The sequence below is a fragment of the Actinoplanes sp. NPDC051537 genome (assembly GCF_055586105.1).
Genome location: NZ_JBVJIU010000002.1, coordinates 65385 through 84506, shown reverse-complemented (window position 1 = coordinate 84506; position 19122 = coordinate 65385). Strand labels below are relative to the sequence as shown.

The 19122-nt window shown below is 72.8% G+C and carries 12 protein-coding genes; 8 read left to right on the top strand and 4 right to left on the bottom strand.

Annotated elements, in window-relative coordinates:
- Positions 1-85: 85 nt before the first annotated feature.
- The gene (locus tag ACZ6TB_RS04210; RefSeq protein ID WP_465550421.1) at positions 86-1753 is read right to left on the bottom strand and encodes a DUF1996 domain-containing protein; all 1668 of its coding nucleotides are present in this window, start codon (positions 1751-1753) and stop codon (positions 86-88) included.
- 163 nt (positions 1754-1916) lie between these two features.
- On the opposite strand from ACZ6TB_RS04210, the gene ACZ6TB_RS04205 reads away from it, so the two are divergent.
- The 4 genes from ACZ6TB_RS04205 to ACZ6TB_RS04190 all read left to right on the top strand — a co-directional run bounded on the left by ACZ6TB_RS04205 (position 1917) and on the right by ACZ6TB_RS04190 (position 4997).
- Positions 1917-2495, top strand: a complete 579-nt coding sequence (locus tag ACZ6TB_RS04205; protein WP_465550419.1) for an RNA polymerase sigma factor — start codon at positions 1917-1919, stop codon at positions 2493-2495.
- Positions 2449-3171, top strand: coding sequence for an anti-sigma factor (locus ACZ6TB_RS04200; RefSeq protein WP_465550417.1), 723 nt, complete (start codon positions 2449-2451; stop codon positions 3169-3171). Before ACZ6TB_RS04205 ends, ACZ6TB_RS04200 begins: the two co-directional genes overlap by 47 nt.
- Positions 3172-3255: 84 nt before the next feature.
- Positions 3256-3909 carry a fasciclin domain-containing protein gene (locus ACZ6TB_RS04195; protein WP_465550415.1) on the top strand — a complete coding sequence of 218 codons (654 nt, stop codon included), beginning with the start codon at positions 3256-3258 and terminating at the stop codon, positions 3907-3909.
- Positions 3910-3977: 68 nt separating this feature from the next.
- Positions 3978-4997: a synaptic vesicle VAT-1 family membrane protein gene (locus tag ACZ6TB_RS04190; protein WP_465550413.1), complete on the top strand. Its 1020-nt coding sequence runs from the start codon at positions 3978-3980 to the stop codon at positions 4995-4997.
- Between the two features lie 4 nt (positions 4998-5001).
- Here ACZ6TB_RS04190 and ACZ6TB_RS04185 read toward each other — a convergent pair whose 3' ends face one another.
- On the bottom strand, positions 5002-7449 hold the full coding sequence (locus ACZ6TB_RS04185) for a glycoside hydrolase family 94 protein (RefSeq protein WP_465550411.1): 2448 nt from the start codon (positions 7447-7449) through the stop codon (positions 5002-5004).
- Between the two features lie 79 nt (positions 7450-7528).
- Between ACZ6TB_RS04185 and ACZ6TB_RS04180 the strand changes: the two genes are divergently transcribed.
- Positions 7529-9493, top strand: a complete 1965-nt coding sequence (locus tag ACZ6TB_RS04180) for a cellulase family glycosylhydrolase (RefSeq protein WP_465550409.1) — start codon at positions 7529-7531, stop codon at positions 9491-9493.
- A 46-nt stretch (positions 9494-9539) separates the two neighbouring features.
- On the opposite strand, the gene ACZ6TB_RS04175 is transcribed toward ACZ6TB_RS04180, so the two are convergent.
- A complete protein-coding gene (locus tag ACZ6TB_RS04175) occupies positions 9540-11861 on the bottom strand; it encodes a sialidase family protein (protein WP_465550408.1) in 2322 nt (773 codons plus the stop codon).
- A 183-nt stretch (positions 11862-12044) separates the two neighbouring features.
- Here ACZ6TB_RS04175 and ACZ6TB_RS04170 point away from each other — a divergent pair, with 183 nt between their 5' ends.
- The 3 genes from ACZ6TB_RS04170 to ACZ6TB_RS04160 are packed head-to-tail and all read left to right on the top strand — an operon-like array spanning position 12045 to position 16280.
- Positions 12045-13910: a cellulose binding domain-containing protein gene (locus ACZ6TB_RS04170; protein ID WP_465550406.1), complete on the top strand. Its 1866-nt coding sequence runs from the start codon at positions 12045-12047 to the stop codon at positions 13908-13910.
- 1 nt (position 13911) lies between these two features.
- Positions 13912-15102: an EfeM/EfeO family lipoprotein gene (locus tag ACZ6TB_RS04165; protein ID WP_465550404.1), complete on the top strand. Its 1191-nt coding sequence runs from the start codon at positions 13912-13914 to the stop codon at positions 15100-15102.
- A complete protein-coding gene (locus tag ACZ6TB_RS04160) occupies positions 15099-16280 on the top strand; it encodes a Dyp-type peroxidase (protein ID WP_465550402.1) in 1182 nt (393 codons plus the stop codon). Before ACZ6TB_RS04165 ends, ACZ6TB_RS04160 begins: the two co-directional genes overlap by 4 nt.
- A 4-nt stretch (positions 16281-16284) precedes the next feature.
- On the opposite strand, the gene ACZ6TB_RS04155 is transcribed toward ACZ6TB_RS04160, so the two are convergent.
- Positions 16285-18996, bottom strand: coding sequence for an ATP-binding protein (locus ACZ6TB_RS04155; RefSeq protein WP_465550400.1), 2712 nt, complete (start codon positions 18994-18996; stop codon positions 16285-16287).
- Between the last annotated feature and the right edge of the window lie 126 nt (positions 18997-19122).

Here is a 19122-nt window from a genome sequence, read left to right as displayed (position 1 = left end):
GTGGGTGACGGAAAGAAGGATGGCGGGGAGGAGGGGAGGGGGGAGGGGGGGGGGGGGGGGGCCCCCCCCCCCCCCCCCCCGGACCTCAGCGGCAGCTCCGGCCCCGGTTGATGCAGGCGGCGATCCGCTGCATCGTGCCGGTGGAGTTCACGTTGACGAAGTCGTTGTGGTCCGAGAACGGGTTGTGGTTCTCCTCGGGGAACGAGTCGAGGGCGTACTGCCCCTTGAGCTGGACGTCGCGCGGGATCTCGTACGAGATGGTGATCCGCAGTTGCGGGATGGCGACGAAGCCGGCCGGGCAGGCGCCGGTCTTCCGGTCGGCGAACGCGACGTGGGCGCGGTGGTTGTCGCTGTCGATGTTCTTGCCGTCCCAGCAGCCGGGGAAGTCCTGAACCCGCTGAACCTGGCGACCGGCCGGGCAGATCGGGTACTTGTCGGAGAGCCGGTCCGGGAAGCCGGAACAGGTCCAGGTGGCGCGCGCGTTGGCCGGGCCGCGGCTGGTGGGCTTGGCGTCGCCGGTCAGCTCGCGCAGGAACTTCGGCATGGGCACGACCTTGGCGACCGGGTTGCCGCGGTACTCGATGAGCACGGACGCCGGGCGGACGATGCCGCCGGTGTTGCCGGGCAGTTCCCGGTTCGGGCCCTGCGGATCGGGCAGCGGTTTCGGGCCGGCGTTGTCCCCCAGAGTGCAGCCCGCCAGCGTGTCCAGCCCCTCGGGGCGGGCGGCGGTGCGGCCGATGGCGATCGCGATGCGGTCGAGCACGGCGGCGCGCTTGGCCTCGAGCGGGCCCAGAACGTCGACCTTTCCCTGCTCGGTGACCAGGCGCTGGTTGGCCTCGGAGATCTGCCGGTCGAGCTCGGCCAGGTTGCGGTCGACCTCGGCGAGGGCGGACCGCGGCACGCCGGGCAGCTTGTCCCGCACGGTGGGGCACTGCACCTGCGGGGTAGCGGACGGCGCGCCGTGGCCCGCGTGCAGGCCGGCGTGGATGCCGTCATAGCTGACGTCGCACTCGGTCAGCGAGACCATCCGGGGACGCTGCCCACCGGCGGCGCCGATCGCGTCGCCGATCCGGGCCAGCGTGGCCGCCCGGTTGGTGCGCAGCCAGCGGAGAACCTGGTCGTTGAGCCGGGCGTCCACCCCTCGGGTGGCGAGAATCCGCCGGTCGGCGGTGACCTCCATCCGGTCCAGCTCGGCCAGCCGGCGGTCGACCTCGGCCTTCGCCGGCGCGGGCACGGCCGGCAGCGAAGCACGCGCGGACGGGCAGACCACGGTCCCCGAGGTGGCGGCGAGCGCCCGCCGGACGTCGTCGCCGGAGGCGCGCACCGAGCGGTCGATGCGGACCACGGGCCAGAAGTACGCCGACCGGTCGCCGTTGCGGCAGGTGGTGCCCGAGGCGGCGAGGTCGGCGTCGGAGGAGTTCGCGGTGATCGCGAGGTTGCCGACGAAGTCGTGCAGGTGCTCGGCGCCGTTCTTGATGCCGGGCTGCGCGACCGGGTTGTCGGGGCTGAACTTGCCGTTGCCGTTGGTGCCGCAGTTCACGGTGAACCGCCCGGTGGCGGCCCGCGGCCCGGTCCGCGGGCGGGTCACGTTCGGCCGTACCCGCTCGATCGGCACGAAGTCGGACAGGCTGGTGGCCGCGCCCGCGGTGTTCTTGCCGCCGCCGGAGACGAACGTGGCGGTCAGCCCGCCCGTCGCCGCCAGCAGCGCCGCCACCAGGGCCAGCCTGGCCGGTCTCCCGGTTCGCATCCTCATCGCTGTCTCCTCGCCTGCTTCTCCGGCGCCGGCCACTCCGGCCGGGCAGGGTGGGATACGGCGGTCCGGGCGGTGTGGACGGGGCGACCGAGGGCACGTCATCGACCGGTAAGAATTCGCCGCAACCGCATCCGCCGGGGCCTCGCCGGACGAAGGAAGGGTGATGAGTTCCGACCACGAGCTCGCCGACCGCCTGCGGGTCGGCGACGAGAAGGCGCTCCGGGCGGCGTACGACCGGCACGGCGCCGCGGTGCTCTACCTGGCCCAGCGCATGCTCGGCAACCGGGCCGACGCCGAGGACGTCACCCAGGTGACGTTCGTGGCGGCCTGGTCCGGGCGGGACTCCTTCGACCCGGAGCGTGGCTCGATGCTGAGCTGGTTGCTCGGGATCGCCCGGCGCAAGGCGGTGGATCGGTTGCGCTCGGTGGCGAGAGACGTTCGGGTGGCCGAGACCGTACGCGCCCAGCCCGCCCCGCCCGAGGAACCGGAACGCCCCGACCGGATCGTCGACCGCTTGGTGGTCGCCGATGAGCTCGGCCGGCTGCCCGCCGAGCAGCGCCGCACGCTCGAGCTCGCGTTCTTCGACGACCTGACCCACCCCCAGATAGCGGCCGTGACCGGACTGCCGCTCGGCACGGTCAAGAGCCACATCCGGCGTGGCCTGGCGAACCTGCGACGTCGATGGGAGGTGGACGGTGGAGCACCTGGATCCCGATCGGCTGGCCCTTCTCGCGCTCTCTGATCTTGCCCTCTCGGACGAGGTCGAGGCGCCCGCCGAGTCCGGCCACCTGGCCGAGTGCGCCGCCTGCCGCCACGAGCTCGACGCGCTGCGCACCGTCGCCGTCCTCGGCGCCGAGAGCGAAGAGCTGCGCGACCTGCCGCCGCCGCCCGAGCGCCTCTGGCAGCGCATCGAGAACGACATCGCCGCCCCCGCCCCCGCTAAAGGCCCGCTCGCCCGCGCCGTTCGCCCGCGCCGTGAGCGTCCCCGCTGGCTCGTTCCGGCGCTCAGCGCCGCGGCCGCCGCGGTGCTCGCGGTGGCCGGCACGGTCGCGGTCGACCGGTTCGTGCACCGCGGCCCGGCCGAGCGGGTGACGGCACGGGCGACGCTCGCGCCGCTGCCGGCCGTGCCGCCCGCCGCCGGTGGCACGGTCCGGGTGCTGTCCGACGGCGAGATGCGCATCGATGTGCGGAACCTGCCGCTGACCACCGGCTTCCACGAGGTGTGGCTGATCGACCCGGACGACGCGACCAAGATGGTGTCGATCGGCAACCTGACCGGCCGGCGGGAGGTGGTGCTGCCGGTGCCGCCGGGCGTCGACATGAACCGGTACCGCCTGGTCGACGTCAGCGACGAGCCGCACGACGGCGACGCCGCGCACTCGGGCCACAGCCTGCTGCGCGGAACCCTCACCTCGTAGGTGCATCCATAGCCGGCGATCCGGGCGAAGGACCGGGTGGTGGCATCGACGCCACCACCCCGTACTCGGAAAGGACGCACGAAGATGAGGTTCATCCGATTCGGCCGGCGAGCCGCCGCCGTCGCGGCCGCCACGATCGTCGCCTCCGCCCTCGCCGCCGCGCCGGCCGATGCGCACGGCACGACCAAGCCGCTGGGCACCCGGTCGCTCGCCGCGGTGCTGACCGCCGACAAGAGCGGCTTCGATCGCAAGGGTGGCGACTACGACATCCTGACCGCCGCCGTCCTGGCCGTGCTCAAGGCCAAGCCGTCCAGTCCGGTCGGCGTGCTGACCGACGGGAAGACGGCGCTGACCGCGTTCCTGCCCAACGACCGCGCCTTCGAGCTGCTGGTCGCCGACATCCAGCACTCTCGCCGCCTGCCGTCGGAGAAGGCCGCGTTCACCGCCGTGGCCGGCCTCGGCATCAACACGGTCGAGGCGGTGCTGCTCTACCACGTCGTCCCCGGCGCCACGATCACCCGCTCCGCCGCCCTGCGCGCCGACGGCGCGTCCCTCAAGACCGCGGCCGGCTCGTCGATCAAGGTCGACGTCTACGGCTTCTGCTGGAAGCGCGTCCGCCTGATCGACGCCGACCGCAGCGACCGCGACCCGCGCGTCATCCGCTTCGACATCAACCGCGGCAACCGCCAGATCGCCCACGGCATCGACCGGGTGCTGCGCCCGATCGACCTGCCCTGACCTCCTCCCGGGAACGGCCGCCGGGCGCGGAGCCACCGCGCCCGGCGACCCTGTGGGAGGCTTCGTCGATGCGTTCTGTGTGGATCACCAAGTCCGGCGGGCCCGAGGTCTTGGCCGTCAGGGAGAGCTCCGCACCGCAGCCGAAAGCCGGCGAGGTGCGCATCGCCGTGCGGGCCGCCGGGCTGAACTTCGCCGAGGTCATGGCTCGGCAAGGGCTCTATCCGGACGCGCCCAGGCCGCCGTGCGTCGTCGGCTATGAGGTGGCCGGCCAGGTCGATGCGCTCGGCGACGGGGTCGCGGGACTGGCGGTCGGGCAGCGGGTGATCGCGCTCGTGCGGTTCGGGGGGCACGCCGAGCAGGTCTGCGCGCCGGTCGAGCGGGTGCTGGCCATGCCCGATGACCTCGGATTCCACGACGGGGCCGCGCTGCCGGTCAACTACCTCACGGCGTACCACATGCTCTTTCGGGTCGCGAACCTCCGGCCCGGCGCCAGGGTTCTGGTGCACATGGCCGCCGGCGGGGTCGGGCTCGCGGTGCTGCAACTGTGCCGCACGGTTCCGGGGGTCGTCACGTTCGGGACGGCGTCCGCGGGCAAGCACGCGGTGCTGCGCGAGGAAGGGTGCACCCACCCGATCGACTACCGCACCGAGGACTACGCGGCCCGGGTGCGGGAGCTCACCGCGGGAGAGGGCGTCGACCTCGTCCTCGACCCGCTCGGCGGCCGCGACTGGAAACGTGGCCTCGGGCTGCTGCGGCCGGTCGGGCAGCTCATCGCGTACGGCTTCGCGAACCTCAGCACCGGCGAACGGCGCAGCCTCCGCCGGCTCGCGAGCCAGTTCACCGGCGTGCCGGTGCTGACGCCGTTCGCGCTGATGAACCGCAACCGGACGGTGAGCGGCGTCAACCTCGGCCACCTGTGGGACCGCCCCGACCTGCTGCGCGAGGAGCTGGCGACCCTGCTCGAGCTGTGGGAGGCGGGCGCGATCCGGCCGCGCATCGACGGGGTGTTCCCGTTCGACCAGGCCGCGGCGGCGCATCGCCGGCTCGGCGAGCGCCGCAACGTCGGCAAGGTGATCCTGGTGCCCTGAGCGGTCAGCCGATGACGGCCTCCACCCGGACCGTGGCGCCGGGAGCGGCCGGCGGCACGACCGAGCCCGCCACCCGCTCGCCGTCGACGATCAGGTGCGCCACCCGGCCGTACGCCCCGGGTGTCTTGCTCACGCTGATCTCGTAGGTGGCGCCGCGGAACGAGCGGGTGACCCGGAATCCGTCCCAGTCCGTTGGCAGCACCGGGTCGACGCGCAGCCCGGTCAGCTCCGGCCGGATGCCGAGGATCCACTGCGTGATCGCGACGAAGTTCCAGGCCGCGGTGCCGGTGAGCCACGAGTTCTTGGCCTCGCCGTGGGTCGGCGCGTCCCGGCCGGCGATCATCTGCGCGTAGACGTACGGCTCGCAGCGGTGCACCTCGCTGATCGGCTCCCGGACCGACGGGTTGATCCGCCGGTAGTAGTCGAACGCGTTGTCGCCGTGTCCGACCATCGCCTCGGCGATCATGATCCACGGGTTGGTGTGGCAGAAGATGCCGGCGTTCTCCTTGTATCCCGGGGGATAGGAGGAGATCTCGCCGAGCTCGATCCGGTAGCTGGAGTACGCCGGCTGCTGCAGGACGACGCCGTGCGGGGTGGCCAGCCGCTCCTCCACGCTCGCCAGCGCCCGCACGGCCAGGCCGTCCTCGAGGCCGATCCCGCCGAGCACGCACATGCCCTGCGGCTCGATGAAGATCTGCCCCTCGTCGTTCTCGCCGGAGCCGATCGGGTTGCCGTGGAAGTCGTACGCGCGGCGGAACCAGGCGCCGTCCCAGCCGTGCTCGACCGCCGCCGCCGTCATCTTCTCCGCCGCCGCCCGGTACTCGCCCGCCTCCCCGTCCAGCCCACGCAGGTCGGCGATGGCGGCCAGCTCCTTGGCCGCCAGCACGAACTGCCCGGCGATGAAGACCGACTCGGCCGTTCCGCCGCTTACGTTCTCGGTGGTCTGGAACGGCTCGCCCGGGGTGTCGGAGAAGCAGTTCAGGTTGAGGCAGTCGTTCCAGTCGGCCCGCCCGATCAGGGGCAGGCCGTGCGGGCCGAGCCGTCCGAGCGTGTAGCGCAGCGAGCGGCGCAGGTGCTCGTACAGCGGCGCCTCGCTGCCGGGCGCGTTGTCGAACGGCACCGGCTCGTCCAGGATCGTCTCGTCGCCGGTCTCCTTGAGGTACGCCGAGACGCCGAGCACCAGCCACAGCGGGTCGTCGTTGAAGCCCTGGCCGATGTCGTTGTTCCCGCGCTTGGTCAGCGGCTGATACTGGTGGTACGCCCCGCCGGTCGTCATCTGGGTGGCCGCGATGTCGAGGATCCGCTCCCGGGCGCGCCCCGGAATCATGTGCACGAAGCCGAGCAGGTCCTGGTTGGAGTCGCGGAAGCCCATGCCGCGGCCGATCCCGGATTCGTAGAACGACGCCGATCGGCTCAAATTGAAGGTCACCATGCACTGGTACGCGTTCCAGACGTTGACCATCCGATCGGTGTCCGCGTCCGGCGTCGACACCCGCAGGCCGCCGAGCAGCCGTTCCCAGTATTCGCCGAGCGCCGCGAACCCCTCGTCCACCGCCGCCGGCCGCAGCCAGCGCTCGATGACCGGCCGCACGCGCCGCTTGTTGAGGGTCTGCGAGCCGCGCGGGTCGAACTTCTCGTCCCGCGGGTTCTCCGCGTAGCCGAGCACGAAGATCACCTCGCGGCTCTCGCCCGGCGCCAGCGCGAGCCGCACGTGATGGCTGCCCATCGGCGCCCACCCGTGCGCCACCGAGTCGGACGCCGCGCCGCGCTCGACCGCCTCCGGCCGGTCCCAGCCGCGGTAGGCGCCGAGGAACGTGTCGCGCTGGGTGTCGAACCCGGCGAGCGGCTCCGAGCAGGCGAAGTACGCGAAGTGGTCGCGCCGCTCCCGGTACTCGGTCTTGTGGTAGATCACCCCGTCGACCACCTCGACCTGGCCGGTGGAGAAGTTGCGCTGGAAGTTCGTCGCGTCGTCCTGAGCGTCCCAGAGGCAGAACTCGACCGAGGAGAACAGGGAGAGCTCGGCCGCCGTGTCGCGGTCGTTGGTGACCCGGACCCGCCACACCTCGAGGGTCTCGCCGAGCGGCACGAAGTAGAGCGTCTCGGCCCGGATCCCGCCGCGGGCGGAGGCGATCCGGGTGTACGACAGGCCGTGGCGGCACTCGTACTCGTCCAGCGGTGTGCGGGTCGGCTGCCAGGACGGCGACCAGAAGTCGCCGGTGTCGTCGTCCCGCACGTAGAGGTAGCGGCCGCCGACGTCGAACGGCGCGTTGTTGTAGCGGTACCGGGTGAGGCGGCGCAGCTTCGCGTCGCGGTAGAACGAGTAGCCACCGGCGGTGTTCGACATGATGCCGAAGTACTCATCGGTGCCCAGGTAGTTGATCCAGGGCAGGGGCGTGTCGGGCCGGTCGATGACGTACTCGCGCCGCGCGTCGTCGAAGTGTCCGTACTTCACGAGGTCCTCCATTTTGGGAGCGCTCCCGAAATGCTAGCTTGAGCATCGGCTCTGGTCGATCGCTCTCAGGAGGCTCCGCATGCGGAGATTTCTCGTCGCCGTCCTCGCGGCCGTGACCGGCGCGGTCGGCCTGGCCGCGCCCGCCGCCGCGGCCCACCCCGCCTTCGTCACCCGCTCCGGCAGCACGCTCAAGCTCGACGGCAAGCCGTTCCGCTTCGGCGGCACCAACAACTACTACCTGTTCTACAAGAGCCGGACGATGGTCGACGACGTCTTCGGCGACGCCAAGACGGCCGGCTTCGACGTGATGCGGACCTGGGCGTTCGGCCTGATCGGCAACGCCGACGGCAGCAACTCGGTGGCGCCGGCGCCGGACGGCGTCTACTTCCAGTACTGGGACGGCGAGAAGCCGGCCTTCAACGACGGGGCGAACGGCCTCGAGCGCCTCGACTACGTGATCGACGCCGCCCGGCGCTCGGGCCAGCGGCTGGTGCTGGCGCTGACCAACAACTGGTCCGACTTCGGGGGCATCGATCAATACGTACGGTGGCGGGGGGCCTCGTATCACGATGACTTCTACACCGATCCGGTGATCAAGGGCTGGTACAAGGACTACCTGAATCACGTGCTGAATCGCGTCAACACGATCACCGGCGTGCGGTACAAGGACGATCCGACGATCATGACGTGGGAGCTGGGCAACGAGCCGCGGTGCAAGGGCTCGGGCGTCTACCCGCAGAGCGATCACTGCACCACCGACACGCTGACGAGCTGGGCCGGGGAGATGACCTCGTACCTCAAGTCGCTCGACCGCAACCACCTGGTCAGCGTCGGCGACGAGGGCTTCTTCTGCGACGGGCCGGACTCCCCGGACTGGATCGACAACTGCGGCGAGGGCGTGGACAGCATTGCGCTGGCGTCGCTGCCCGCCGTCGACGTGATGTCGTACCACCTCTACCCGGACAGCTGGGGCAACCGCACCCCGCAGTGGGCCGACGACTACATCACCCGGCACAACGTGGCCGCCAGGAAGCTGGGCAAGGCGGTGATGCTCGGCGAGTTCGGCTGGAAGGACAAGGCCACCCGCAACCCGGTGTACCAGGACTGGCTCAACACCTTTGCCCGTACGGGCGGGAGCGGTTTCCTGTATTGGATCCTCTCCGGCTCGCAGGACGACGGCACGCTCTACCCGGACTACGACGGGTTCACGGTCTACTGCCCGAGCCCCGTCTGCACCACGATCTCGAACGCCACCACCGAGATCTCGTCCGGGCAGCGGTCGCTGCCGCCGGTGGCCGACAACGACACCGCGATCACGCCGGCCGACACGCCCGTGACCGTGCCGGCGGCGGCCAACGACATCGCGTACCGCACCAAGATCCGTCCGGCCAGCCTCGACCTCGACCCGGGTGTTGCCGGGCGGCAGACCAGCGTGACCGTCACGGGTGGCGTTTTCACGTCGGGCGGCGCCGGCGCGGTCACCTTCACCCCGGCGGCCGGATTTGCCGGAAAGGCGGTGGCCTCGTACGTGATCCAGGACCAGGCCGGCCGATGGTCCAACGTGGCGACCGTGACCGTCACGGTCAAGCCCGACCCGGCCGCGACCCAGGTGCTCTACTCGTTCGAGGACGGCGTCGAGGGCTGGGCGTCCGCGTCCTGGCAGACCAACGCCGGCACGGTCGGGCAGACCACCGAGTTCGCCACGCTCGGCACGCACGGCCTGCGGGTCGCGGCGGCCGACGGCGGCTGGTTCGGCGTCACGTTCCCCGAGCCGATCGACATGTCGAACCGCTCGGCGCTGAAGTACGACCTGCGCACGAGCCCGGCCGCCGGCACCAACGCGGCGATCGCGGTGCAGACCGGCGACGGGTACGCCTGGTGCCAGTCCGGCTTCACCTGGATCAACCAGGACACCACGACGACGGCGTCGATCGACCTGCAGACCGCGATGTCCTGCGACAGTGCGGCCCTCAGCGATGTGCGCGTGCTCTGGGTCTACATCAACCCGGGCACGGTCGACCTGGACAACGTGCGCCTCGAGTAACCGGGCCGGCGCCCGCGATCATCCCGACCGCGGGCGCCGCGCCTTTCTATCGGGCGGTGACGGCGACCGGCCGCTTCGCGACGGTGGCCGCGGCGGCCGCGGAACCGACAGCGGTGTTCGTCCCGCCGGTGACGGCCAGGCCGCCGGTCGGCACCGACATGCCGAGATGCAGCGTGCTTCCGGTCGGTGCGGTGGCCACCGCGAGGACCGGGTACGCGTTGCCGCCCGCACGCACGGACGTGGAGATGTAGTCGCCGAACATCCGCCCCTGGGAGGTGTTCGGGATCCAGGACAGGTTCATCGGCCCGGCCAGCGCGGTGAAGGCGCTCCACGAGCCGCCGCCGTTGGTCGAGGAGATGAAGCCGGCGTCGAGCCGGCAGGTCGACGCGGTGCACGACGAGGCCGGGTAGTAGTAATAGGTCAGCCCGATCCGGGCCGCCGCGCCGGAGCTCGCGGGATCGACGCCGATCCCGGGCACGAAGTGATCGACCGTGCTGGTGGTGGCGTCGATCGGCACCCGGGTCGGCGCGGCCCAGGTGGTCTCGCCGGTCGACTTGGCGATCACGATGTCGTTGCGTGGGCAGCCGCTGCGGAACCGGCAGTCCGACCAGCTGACGTAGACGGTGCCCGCGGCGTCGGCCTCGGCGCTGGGCAGCGGTTCCTCGCGCAGCCCGCCGGCCGGCGCCAGGGCCGCGCCCCACGTGGCGCCGCCGTTGGTCGAGGTTCGCATCCGGATCGAGTCGCCCGCGTTGGTGATGTCGTACTCGGTATAGCAGTTGCCGAAGAACGGGCTGGCGGCGGTGTTGTCGCAGACGATCCAGTTCTTGTCCAGCGAGCCGGTCGCCGTGGTGACCGGGTTCGACCAGGTCAGGCCGCCGTTGGTGGACCGGCTGGTCAGCACGTTGACGGTCGAGCCGCTGATGCCGAGGCTCGAGATGAGCCACACGTTGTGCTTGGCGTCGAAGGCGACCGCGGCGTCGCTGGCCTGCCCGAACGTGCCGCCGCCGTTGGTGGTGATGCCCGGCAGGAAGCCGTTGGTCCAGGTCGCGCCGCCGTCGCCGGAGCGGGCCCAGCCGATGTTCGAGGCGCCGCCGCCGGAGACCCGGCCGACCTGGAACGCGGAGACGATGGTGCTGCCGAACGCGTACGTGTCCGGCTCCACCTCGCTCTGATGCTGCGCCTGCGCGTCGGTGTAGGGATCGGTGCTGATCGAGTTGGCCGACGGGCCCTTCTCCGGGATGCACGCCCGGCCCGGGTCGGCCCCGTTCTGATAGGTCGCGCAGTCCGGCAGCTCGTTGTAGTAGCCCACGCGGACCGGCGGCGCGAAGCTGACCCCGCCGTCGGTGGACTTCGACAGCAGCATCTGGTTGCGGTTCTCCGGGGCGACGACCGCGTTGTTGAAGTTCGCGTAGACCACGTAGAGAGCGCCGTCGGGCGCCGTGAACGGCTGGGAGAACTGGTTCTCGTTGCAGGTGCCCTGCGGCGTCGGCAGGCCGAAGGTGTTGTCGCACAACGGGCTCGTGGTGCTCACCACGACGGGCGCGCTGAACGTCTCGCCGTAGTCGGCCGAGTGGGCCTCGTAGATGTAGCCCGTGCCGTCGGCGGCGAACGTCGTCCAGGTGACGTAGACCCGATCGCGGAACCGGCTGGCGCGGCTGTTGTCGACGGTCATCAACTGCTTGTCGAGCAGGAAGTCACCGGCGCCGGCGACGTCGTTGTGCTCGGCCGCCGGCCGCCCGGGGAAGTTCCAGGACGCCCCGTTGGTGCCGATGGACCGATACACGTAGAACGCGCTCGACTGGTCGGGGTTGGGCGAGGCGGCCGGGCCGCGCAGGAACGTCTGGCACGAGAGGTAGACGTTGCCGCGGGTGTCCCAGGCGACCGAGGTGTCGCCGCCGGCCTGCCAGTACTGCCGGGCCGCGCCGAACGGGCCACCCTGGGTGAAGCCGTTGGGGGTGGTGGAGTCGGCCCACGTCCGGCCGGCGTCCACCGAGTACGAGACGCCGCACGTCCCGTCGCCGCGGCGGTAGTCGTTGTAGCTGCTGATCACGTGGTTGGCGTCGGCCGGGTCGACCGCCACCCAGGTCTCGTTCTGCGCCTGCGCCCGGCCCTGGAGGTCGGGGTCGGTGACGTTCAGGCAGTTCTGGTTGACCTTGACGTTCGTGCCGAAGCGGCCGGTGCAGGCCGCGCTCGCCGGCCGGAACGGTCCCGTGGCCGGCGCCGCCTGGCGCAGGGCGGCCGGGGCGCCCAGCTCGGACGTCAGGAGCCCGGAGGCCAGTCGCTTCTGGATGCTGTTGAGCTGCTGGTAGCCGAACGTGCGGGCGGAGGGCCTAGCCGACGCCAGGCCCGCGGCGAGATCGATCAGCATCGACCATTTGGCCAGGGCAACTACCGTCGATCGGTTGCCGAAAACCTTTCGGGCAGAGCCGCACAGCTAGACGTGCCTTGGAGAGCTCTTGCCGAAAAGGTTTTCGTCCTACAGGATGTCGGTAGTTATAACCGTCGATGCGTGGGACATCGCGGCCCCCCATCGAGCCGCAAGGAGAAAACCATGCGGAAAGGACTCGTTGCGGTGCTCGTCGCGGCGAGCACGACAACGGCGGTGACCGGCGCGGTCGTCGCGCACGCCGCGGCCGCCGGCTGCCAGGTGAACTACGCGATCAGCTCACAGTGGAGCGGCGGGTTCGGCGCCAATGTCACCGTCACCAACCTGGGCGATCCGATCACCGGCTGGACCCTGCGATGGTCCTACGGCGCCGGGCAGGCCGTGACCCAGGCCTGGAACGCGACGGTGAGCCAGAGCGGCGCCGCGGTCACCGCCACCAACGTGAGCTACAACGGCGCCCTCGCCACCGGCGGCAGCGCGTCGTTCGGCTTCAACGGGTCGTGGACCGGCTCCAACCCGGTTCCGACGGCGTTCACCGTCAACGGCGTCGCGTGCACCGGCGGCGTCACCCCGACCACGTCGCCCACGACGGTCTCACCGCCGACCGATCCGCCCACCACCCCGACAACCCCGCCGCCCACCGGCCCGACCGGTGCGCCCCCGGGCGTCCCGGGCACGCCGGGCACCTGGACCGCGGTGCCGGTGAACCCGTACAACGGCGGCGCCGGCACGTTCATGTGGCTGCTCACCGACGGCAGCATCCTGTCCAACGGCAGCGACCTGCACCAGTGGGTCAAGCTCGTGCCCGACCAGTTCGGCGACTACACCAAGGGCACCTGGAAGCAACTGGCCACCAGCCCGTACGGCGTGGGCGCCGCGCAGGAGCAGATCCTGCCCGACGGTCGCTTCTACCAGGCTGGCGGCGAGTACGTGTACCAGTGGCCGTCCGGCAGCTCGTCGAACGACCACAACGGCGTGCAGCTGTACGACCCGGTGGCCAACACCTGGACGCTCGGCCAGTCCGGCCTCTACGGCAACCTCTGGGACACCGGGACGGCCCACCTGAAGGACGGCCGGATCGTCTCGAGCGACCAGCGGCAGGCCCGCACCCAGATCTTCGACGGCAGGACGAACAAGTGGACGGCCGGACCGAACCGGCCCGCGCCGGCCGCCGAGGACGGCTGGGTGCCGCTGCCCGACGGCTCGATCGTCTCGATCAGCAACGGCGGCGCGTACCGCTTCGACCCGGCCGCCAACGCCTGGTACACCGTGGCGCGACCGCCCTCCTCGTACGCCAACGGCAGCGTCGACACCTCGACCGTCACCCTGATGTACGACGGGCGGATCCTCGCCATGGGCCACAACACGTCGGTCATCTACACCCCCGGCGCGCGGCCGAGCGACCCCGGCTCGTGGCAGCAGGGCCCGGCCATCCCGCAGGGCTCGTTCACCGACGACGTGTACGCCACGCCCGAGGGCAACGGCAAGGTCATCTTCGACTCGGTGCAGTGCAGCTGGCTGACCAACGAGTGCGGGTCGGCGTCCGGCGCGAACATCAACGAGTTCGACCCGGCCACCAACACCATCGCAATCATCAGCAAGCCGCCGGACTCCCGCGGTGCGCCGGTCAACTTCATCAACCTGCCCAACGGCCAGGTGCTGGCCGCGGCCGGCAGCCGCAACTGGGTCTACACGCCGATCGGCGGGCCCCGGGACGCCTGGCGGCCGACCGTCACCTCGGTCACCGGCAGCGGCACCTACCACCTCTCCGGCACCCAGCTCAGCGGCATGGTGAGCGTGGGGGAGGACGACTACCAGAACCCGCAGAACTACCCGATCGTCTCGCTCCGGGACAGCGCCGGGCACGTCTACTTCGCCCGCAGCTTCAACTTCAGCTCGATGATCACCAGCCGGGCGGGCGAGGCCCAGACGGCCGACTTCACCCTGCCGTCCGGCCTGCCGCGCGGCGCCTACACGCTGTACGTCTCGGCGTGCGGCGTCTCCTCGGCCGGCTACCCCTTCACGTACTGAGATGAAGCGCTCCCGCATCGCCATGCTCGCCGCCGCGACGACCGCCCTGGCCGTCGCGGCGGCGGCCGCGCTGTTCGTCCGGGCCGAGGCGGCGGTCCCGGTGCCGACCGAACGCGAGGCGAGGGCCCTGATCGACCAATATCGGTCCGACGCCGCCGCGGGCATTTCCCATGACATCCGGTACGCCGAGGCGATCGGCACCATCAGCGGGTGCGCCGATCCGGCGGGCGCCTACACGATCTCGTCGCGCTACAGCATGATGCCGCCCTCGGCCCCGGTCGGCGCCACGGCCGTGGACGCGCTGCGGCAGCACTGGTCCGACCTCGGCTACCGCGTCGTCACCGACGTGCCGGGCCAGAACTCGCAACTGCTCACCGAGGACCCGGCCACCGGCTTCCGGGTCGGCATCAGCCAGCGCGCGGCGAGCTATCTGCTGCTCGTGGTCTCCTCGCCGTGCCTGACCTTGCCGTACACGCCGGCGCCCCCGGTCCTGCCGGAGGAGCAGGCTTCGGTACGCGAGGCCTATCAGGGGTACGTGGCGCAGGTGCTCGGCCGGCTGACCGGTGACCTGGCGGCGCTGCGCACGGCGGTCGGCGGGCCCGACCGGGCGAAGGCCCGCGCCGCCTGGCTGACCGCGCAGCTGACCTGGGACCGCGTCGGCGCGGCCTACGGCAGTTTCGGCGACTACGCGGACGCGATCGACGGTCTGCCGCAGGGGCTGCCGGGAGGCGTACGGGATCCGGATTTCGCCGGCCTGCGCCGGATCGAATACGGGCTCTGGCACGACGAGCCGCTCGCCACGCTGCGGCCGATGGTCGACGTCGTCGCCGAGCGGGTGACCGCGCTGCGGGCCGACCTGCCGGGCGCCACCCCGGACGCGATCGACCTGCCGCTGCGCGTGCACGAGATCCTGGAGGACGCGCTGCGCTTCCACCTGACCGGCCTGACCGACCTGGGCGCGGGCGCCGGGCTCAGCGAAACGACCGCCGGCGTGGACGCCACCGAGGCGCTGCTCGACCTGTTCGGCCCGCTGCTCGACGAGCGCCGCCCGGCCCTGCGCCGGTCCATCCACGAGGGACTGGACCGGCTCCGGCACGCGATCGCCGTACGGCGTGATGTCGAGGCGGCCCTCGGCGGTGTGCTGGAAACCCTTGCCCAAGCCCCCGGCCTGCTGGAGGTGACCGGATCATGACCGTCAATCGGCGCGAGGCCCTGAAACGCATCGCGGTCGGCGCGGCCGCGGTCGTCGCCCTGCCCGGGGCGCAGCCGGCGAAGGCCCCCGACGAGACGCCGTCCTTCCACGGGCCGCACCAGGCCGGGATCTTCACGCCACCGCAGCGCAGCGCGATCTTCGCCGCCTTCGACGTCGCCGCGCCGACGGCCGAGGCTCTCCGGGTGACGCTGCGGACCCTCACCGCCCGGGCCCGCTTCCTCACCACCGGCGGCGAGCCCGCCGCCGGCCCGATCACCACCCCGCCCGCCGACAACGGCGTGCTCGGCCCGGTCGTCCCCGCCGACCGGCTGACCATCACCGTCTCGGTCGGCGCCTCGCTGTTCGACGGGCGCTTCGGCCTGGCCGCCCGCAAGCCGCGCTCGCTCACCGCGATGGGGGTGTTTCCCGGCGACGCGCTCGACCCCGCCTGGTGCCACGGCGACCTGCTGCTGCAGATCTGCGCCGACAACGCCGACACCGTCCACCACGCGCTGCGCGACATCGCCCGGAACACTCGCGGCGGCCTGCTGCTGCGGTACCGCCGCACCGGGTTCCTCAGCCCGCCCCGGCCGGCCGGGGCCCCGCGCAACCTGATGGGCTTCAAGGACGGCACCAGCAACCCGACCGAGGCCGAGGGCGCCGCCCTGGTCTGGGCCGGCGCGGGCGAGCCGGAGTGGGCGGCCGGCGGCAGCTATCAGGCGCTGCGGTTCATCCGGATGCACATCGAGTTCTGGGACCGGGTGTCGCTGGCCGAGCAGGAGGCCATCATCGGCCGGCGGCGGGACAGCGGTTCGCCGCTGGACGGCGTACGGGAGACGGACCGGCCCGATTTCGAGCGGGACCCGGCGGGCGTGCTCACGCCGCTCGACGCGCACATCCGGCTCGCCAACCCGCGGACCGCGGAGACCGCCACCAGCCGGATCTTCCGCCGCCCGTACAACTACGACGACGGCGTGGTCCCCGGCGGCGACCTGGACGCGGGCCTGATCTTCTGCGCGTACCAGCGGGATCTGCGCCGCGGCTTCGAGGCGGTCCAGAAGAGACTCGCCGACGACCCGCTCAACGACTACATCCGCCCGTTCGGCGGCGGCTACTTCTTCGCCCTGCCCGGCGTGACGTCCGCGGAGGACTGGTACGGCCGGGGGCTGCTCACCTGAGGCCTCACCGGACGCCGAGGGCGGCGAGCTCGCCCCGGCCGTCGTTCGCGCGGCCCGGGACGAGCAGCAGGGTCGCCGCCCGCTCGAACCGGGCGCCGATCCGCTCGAACTGCCCGGCGGCGTCGAGGAATCCGGCCGGGTCACCGGCGAGCCGGGCGTGGGCGCGGGCCAGGGTGGCGGCGGCGAAGTCGTTCTCGTCGCCGGCCGGGGCCGCCGCACGCAGCACGTCCGGCGCCCCGGGCAGGCCGGCGGCCACCGCGAGCTCGGCGCCGGCGGCCCGGGCATAGGGCGCGTACCAGGGCTCGGGCAGCTCCGCGACGGCCCGGCACACCAGCGCCTCGGCGGTGGTGTCGGGGCCGTGGTGCAGGGCGAGCCGCGCATCGGTGTACGCGGCGACAGCGGCGACGAAGTCCGAGTCCGGCTCGCCGGCGATGTCCAGCGCGCGCTGCCGCCAGGTCGCGTACCGGCCGTCCCCGCGCAGGCCGTGCACCAGGGCGGCGGCGTACGCCTGCGGCGCCACCCACCGCATCGGCGGCAGGCCGTTGCGCTGCCACTCCGCCCAGGCCGCGTCGGCCCGGCGCAGCGCCTCGTCGAAGCGGCCGGCCAGGGCGAGGGCCAGCACCCGCCGGGTGCCGAGATAGGGGTAGGCGCCGCGCTGGTCCTCGTCCGCGCCGCCCTCGCCGGCGGCGGCGTCGAGGTCGCCGGCGCCGACCGCGTGCGCGGACGCCATCAGGTAGGCGTCCATGACCTCCACGGTCGCGTACGGCTCGTGCCGCGGAATCCGGGCCAGGAGGGGCAGCCGCTGCTGGGCGATCCGGTGCGCCGCCCGCATCCGCCCGGCGCGGGCCTCGGCGACGCCCAGGGCGTCGAGGGCGCCGAGCAGCAGCACCGGATCGTCCACCGCGCGAGCGTCCGCCACCGCCGTGCGAGCCAGCTCGGCGTCCGGCGCGGGCTGGTCGGTGCTCGGGGCCGCCGCCCAGGCCCGGGCCGAGGCCAGCAGGGCGGCCGTGCCCGGGTCGGCCCGCCCGGTGAGCTTCCCGGCCTCGGCGAGCTTCCCCGCCTCGGCGAGCAGCGACCTCGTCCGGTCGGCGGACACGTCGAGCGGCTCGGCGACGAACCGGTGGGCGAGAACCACCGCGTGGGCCAGGGCCCGGGCCCGGGTGACCGGATGGTCGCCGGCCCGGTCGGCCACTGCCACCAGCTGCCGGTATCCGGTCGCCCGCCCGGAGACGCGCAGGGCCGCGGCAGCGGCGTTGCGGGTGTCGGTCAGCGCCTCGGCCGGATCCGGAGCGATCCGCGCCGCCGCCAGGTAGTGCCCCTGCGCCTCGGCGAAGAACCGGCGCGCGAAGGTCAGGGCGCCGAGCAGCCGGGTGAGCGCGTGCGCGTCGGCGCCGGCCCCGTCCAGCGCCGCGCGCAGGTCATCGGCGATCGCGTCGAAGTCGCGTTCCCAGCAGTCGCCGGACCGGCCGCGCAGCCCGCCGGCCACCTCCCGGGCCCAGCGCCGGTGCCGCTGCCGGGTCGGCTGGTACTCGTCTCGGGCGTGCAGCCGGTCGATCGCGTAGGCCCGGATGGTCGCGAGCAGACGCCAGCGGCCGTCGACCCGGTCGAGGGCGACCAGGTTCTTCTCGGACAGCCGGCCGAGCAGGTCGGCGGCGGCCGCGGGCGGGAAACCGGTGACCGCGGCGACGGCCGGCACGTCGAACCCGCCGGCGAACGCGCCCAGCCGCCGGAACAGCGTCTGCTCGTCGTCGGCCAGCAGGTCGTGGCTCCAGCCGATCACCGAGCGCATCGACCGGTGCCGCACCGTCGCGCCCCGCCCGCCGGCGAGCAGGCGCAGGTAGTCGCCGAGCCCGGCGGCCAGGCCGAGCTCGCCGAGGGTGCGGCTGCGCGCGGCGGCCAGCTCGATCGCCAGCGGCAGCCCGTCGAGCCGGGCGCACAGGTCGGCCACCAGGGCCGGATCGGCGTCCGGCCCGGCGCCCGCGGCGGCGGCCCGCTCCCGGTAGAGACGCTCGGAGTCCGAGCCCAGCGGCAACGGCCCGATCGGCACGGTGCGCTCGCCGGGAACCGACAGCCGCTCCCGGCTGGTGGCGAGGATCGTGACCGTCGGGCACCGGGTCAGCAGACCGTCCACGAACGACGCGACGCCGTCGACCACGTGCTCGCAGTTGTCCAGCACCAGCAGGCTGCGGCCGCGCGCGAGCCGGGCGGCGATCGCGGTCTCGAGCGACTGGCGCGGGCCCTCCGCGACCCCCAGCGCGGCCGCGACCGCCTGCGGCACCGACTCGTCGCGGGCCGGCACCAGGTCGGCGTACGCGCCGCCGAACGGGAATCCGGGCCCGGTCTCGGCCGCCACCGCCCAGGCGAGCCGGGTCTTGCCGACGCCGCCCGGCCCGACCAGCGTGACGAGCCGTTCCGCGGCCAGCAGGCCGGCTATCTCCGCGCGCTCCCGCACCCGCCCGACGAACGAGGAGCGGGCGACCGGCACGCCGCTGACGGCGCCCGGCGCCGGGGGCCGTCCGTCGCTCGCGGCGCCGGCGATCGCGGCCAGCTCGGCGCGACCGGCCACACCGTACTTGCGCAGCAGCGACGAGACGTGGCCCTCGACCGTGCGGACCGAGATGTGCAGCCGGCTCGCGATCCGGGCGTTGGACAGGCCGTCGCCGAGGGCGGCGAGAACCTCCGCCTCGCGGCCGGACGGCTCGGTCGTTCCGATCACCCGCCCATCATGCCGGGCGTGCGGCAGGTGGCGGGCGGGTGGTGGACACGTGGCCGCCACGGATGTCCCGGCCAGGGCGGTCATCGACGGTAAGGCAACGGTAAGCGGCCGCGCGCATGCTGTCGG

Bases quoted from the DNA above. Each gene is read 5' to 3' on its own strand.
- ACZ6TB_RS04210 (WP_465550421.1), bottom strand. From the start codon at position 1,753: ATGAGGATGCGAACCGGGAGACCGGCCAGGCTGGCCCTGGTGGCGGCG.
- ACZ6TB_RS04160 (WP_465550402.1), top strand. From the start codon at position 15,099: ATGACCGTCAATCGGCGCGAGGCCCTGAAACGCATCGCGGTCGGCGCG.
- ACZ6TB_RS04175 (WP_465550408.1), bottom strand. From the start codon at position 11,861: ATGCTGATCGATCTCGCCGCGGGCCTGGCGTCGGCTAGGCCCTCCGCC.
- ACZ6TB_RS04170 (WP_465550406.1), top strand. From the start codon at position 12,045: ATGCGGAAAGGACTCGTTGCGGTGCTCGTCGCGGCGAGCACGACAACG.
- ACZ6TB_RS04165 (WP_465550404.1), top strand. From the start codon at position 13,912: ATGAAGCGCTCCCGCATCGCCATGCTCGCCGCCGCGACGACCGCCCTG.
- ACZ6TB_RS04195 (WP_465550415.1), top strand. From the start codon at position 3,256: ATGAGGTTCATCCGATTCGGCCGGCGAGCCGCCGCCGTCGCGGCCGCC.
- ACZ6TB_RS04180 (WP_465550409.1), top strand. From the start codon at position 7,529: ATGCGGAGATTTCTCGTCGCCGTCCTCGCGGCCGTGACCGGCGCGGTC.
- ACZ6TB_RS04190 (WP_465550413.1), top strand. From the start codon at position 3,978: ATGCGTTCTGTGTGGATCACCAAGTCCGGCGGGCCCGAGGTCTTGGCC.
- ACZ6TB_RS04205 (WP_465550419.1), top strand. From the start codon at position 1,917: ATGAGTTCCGACCACGAGCTCGCCGACCGCCTGCGGGTCGGCGACGAG.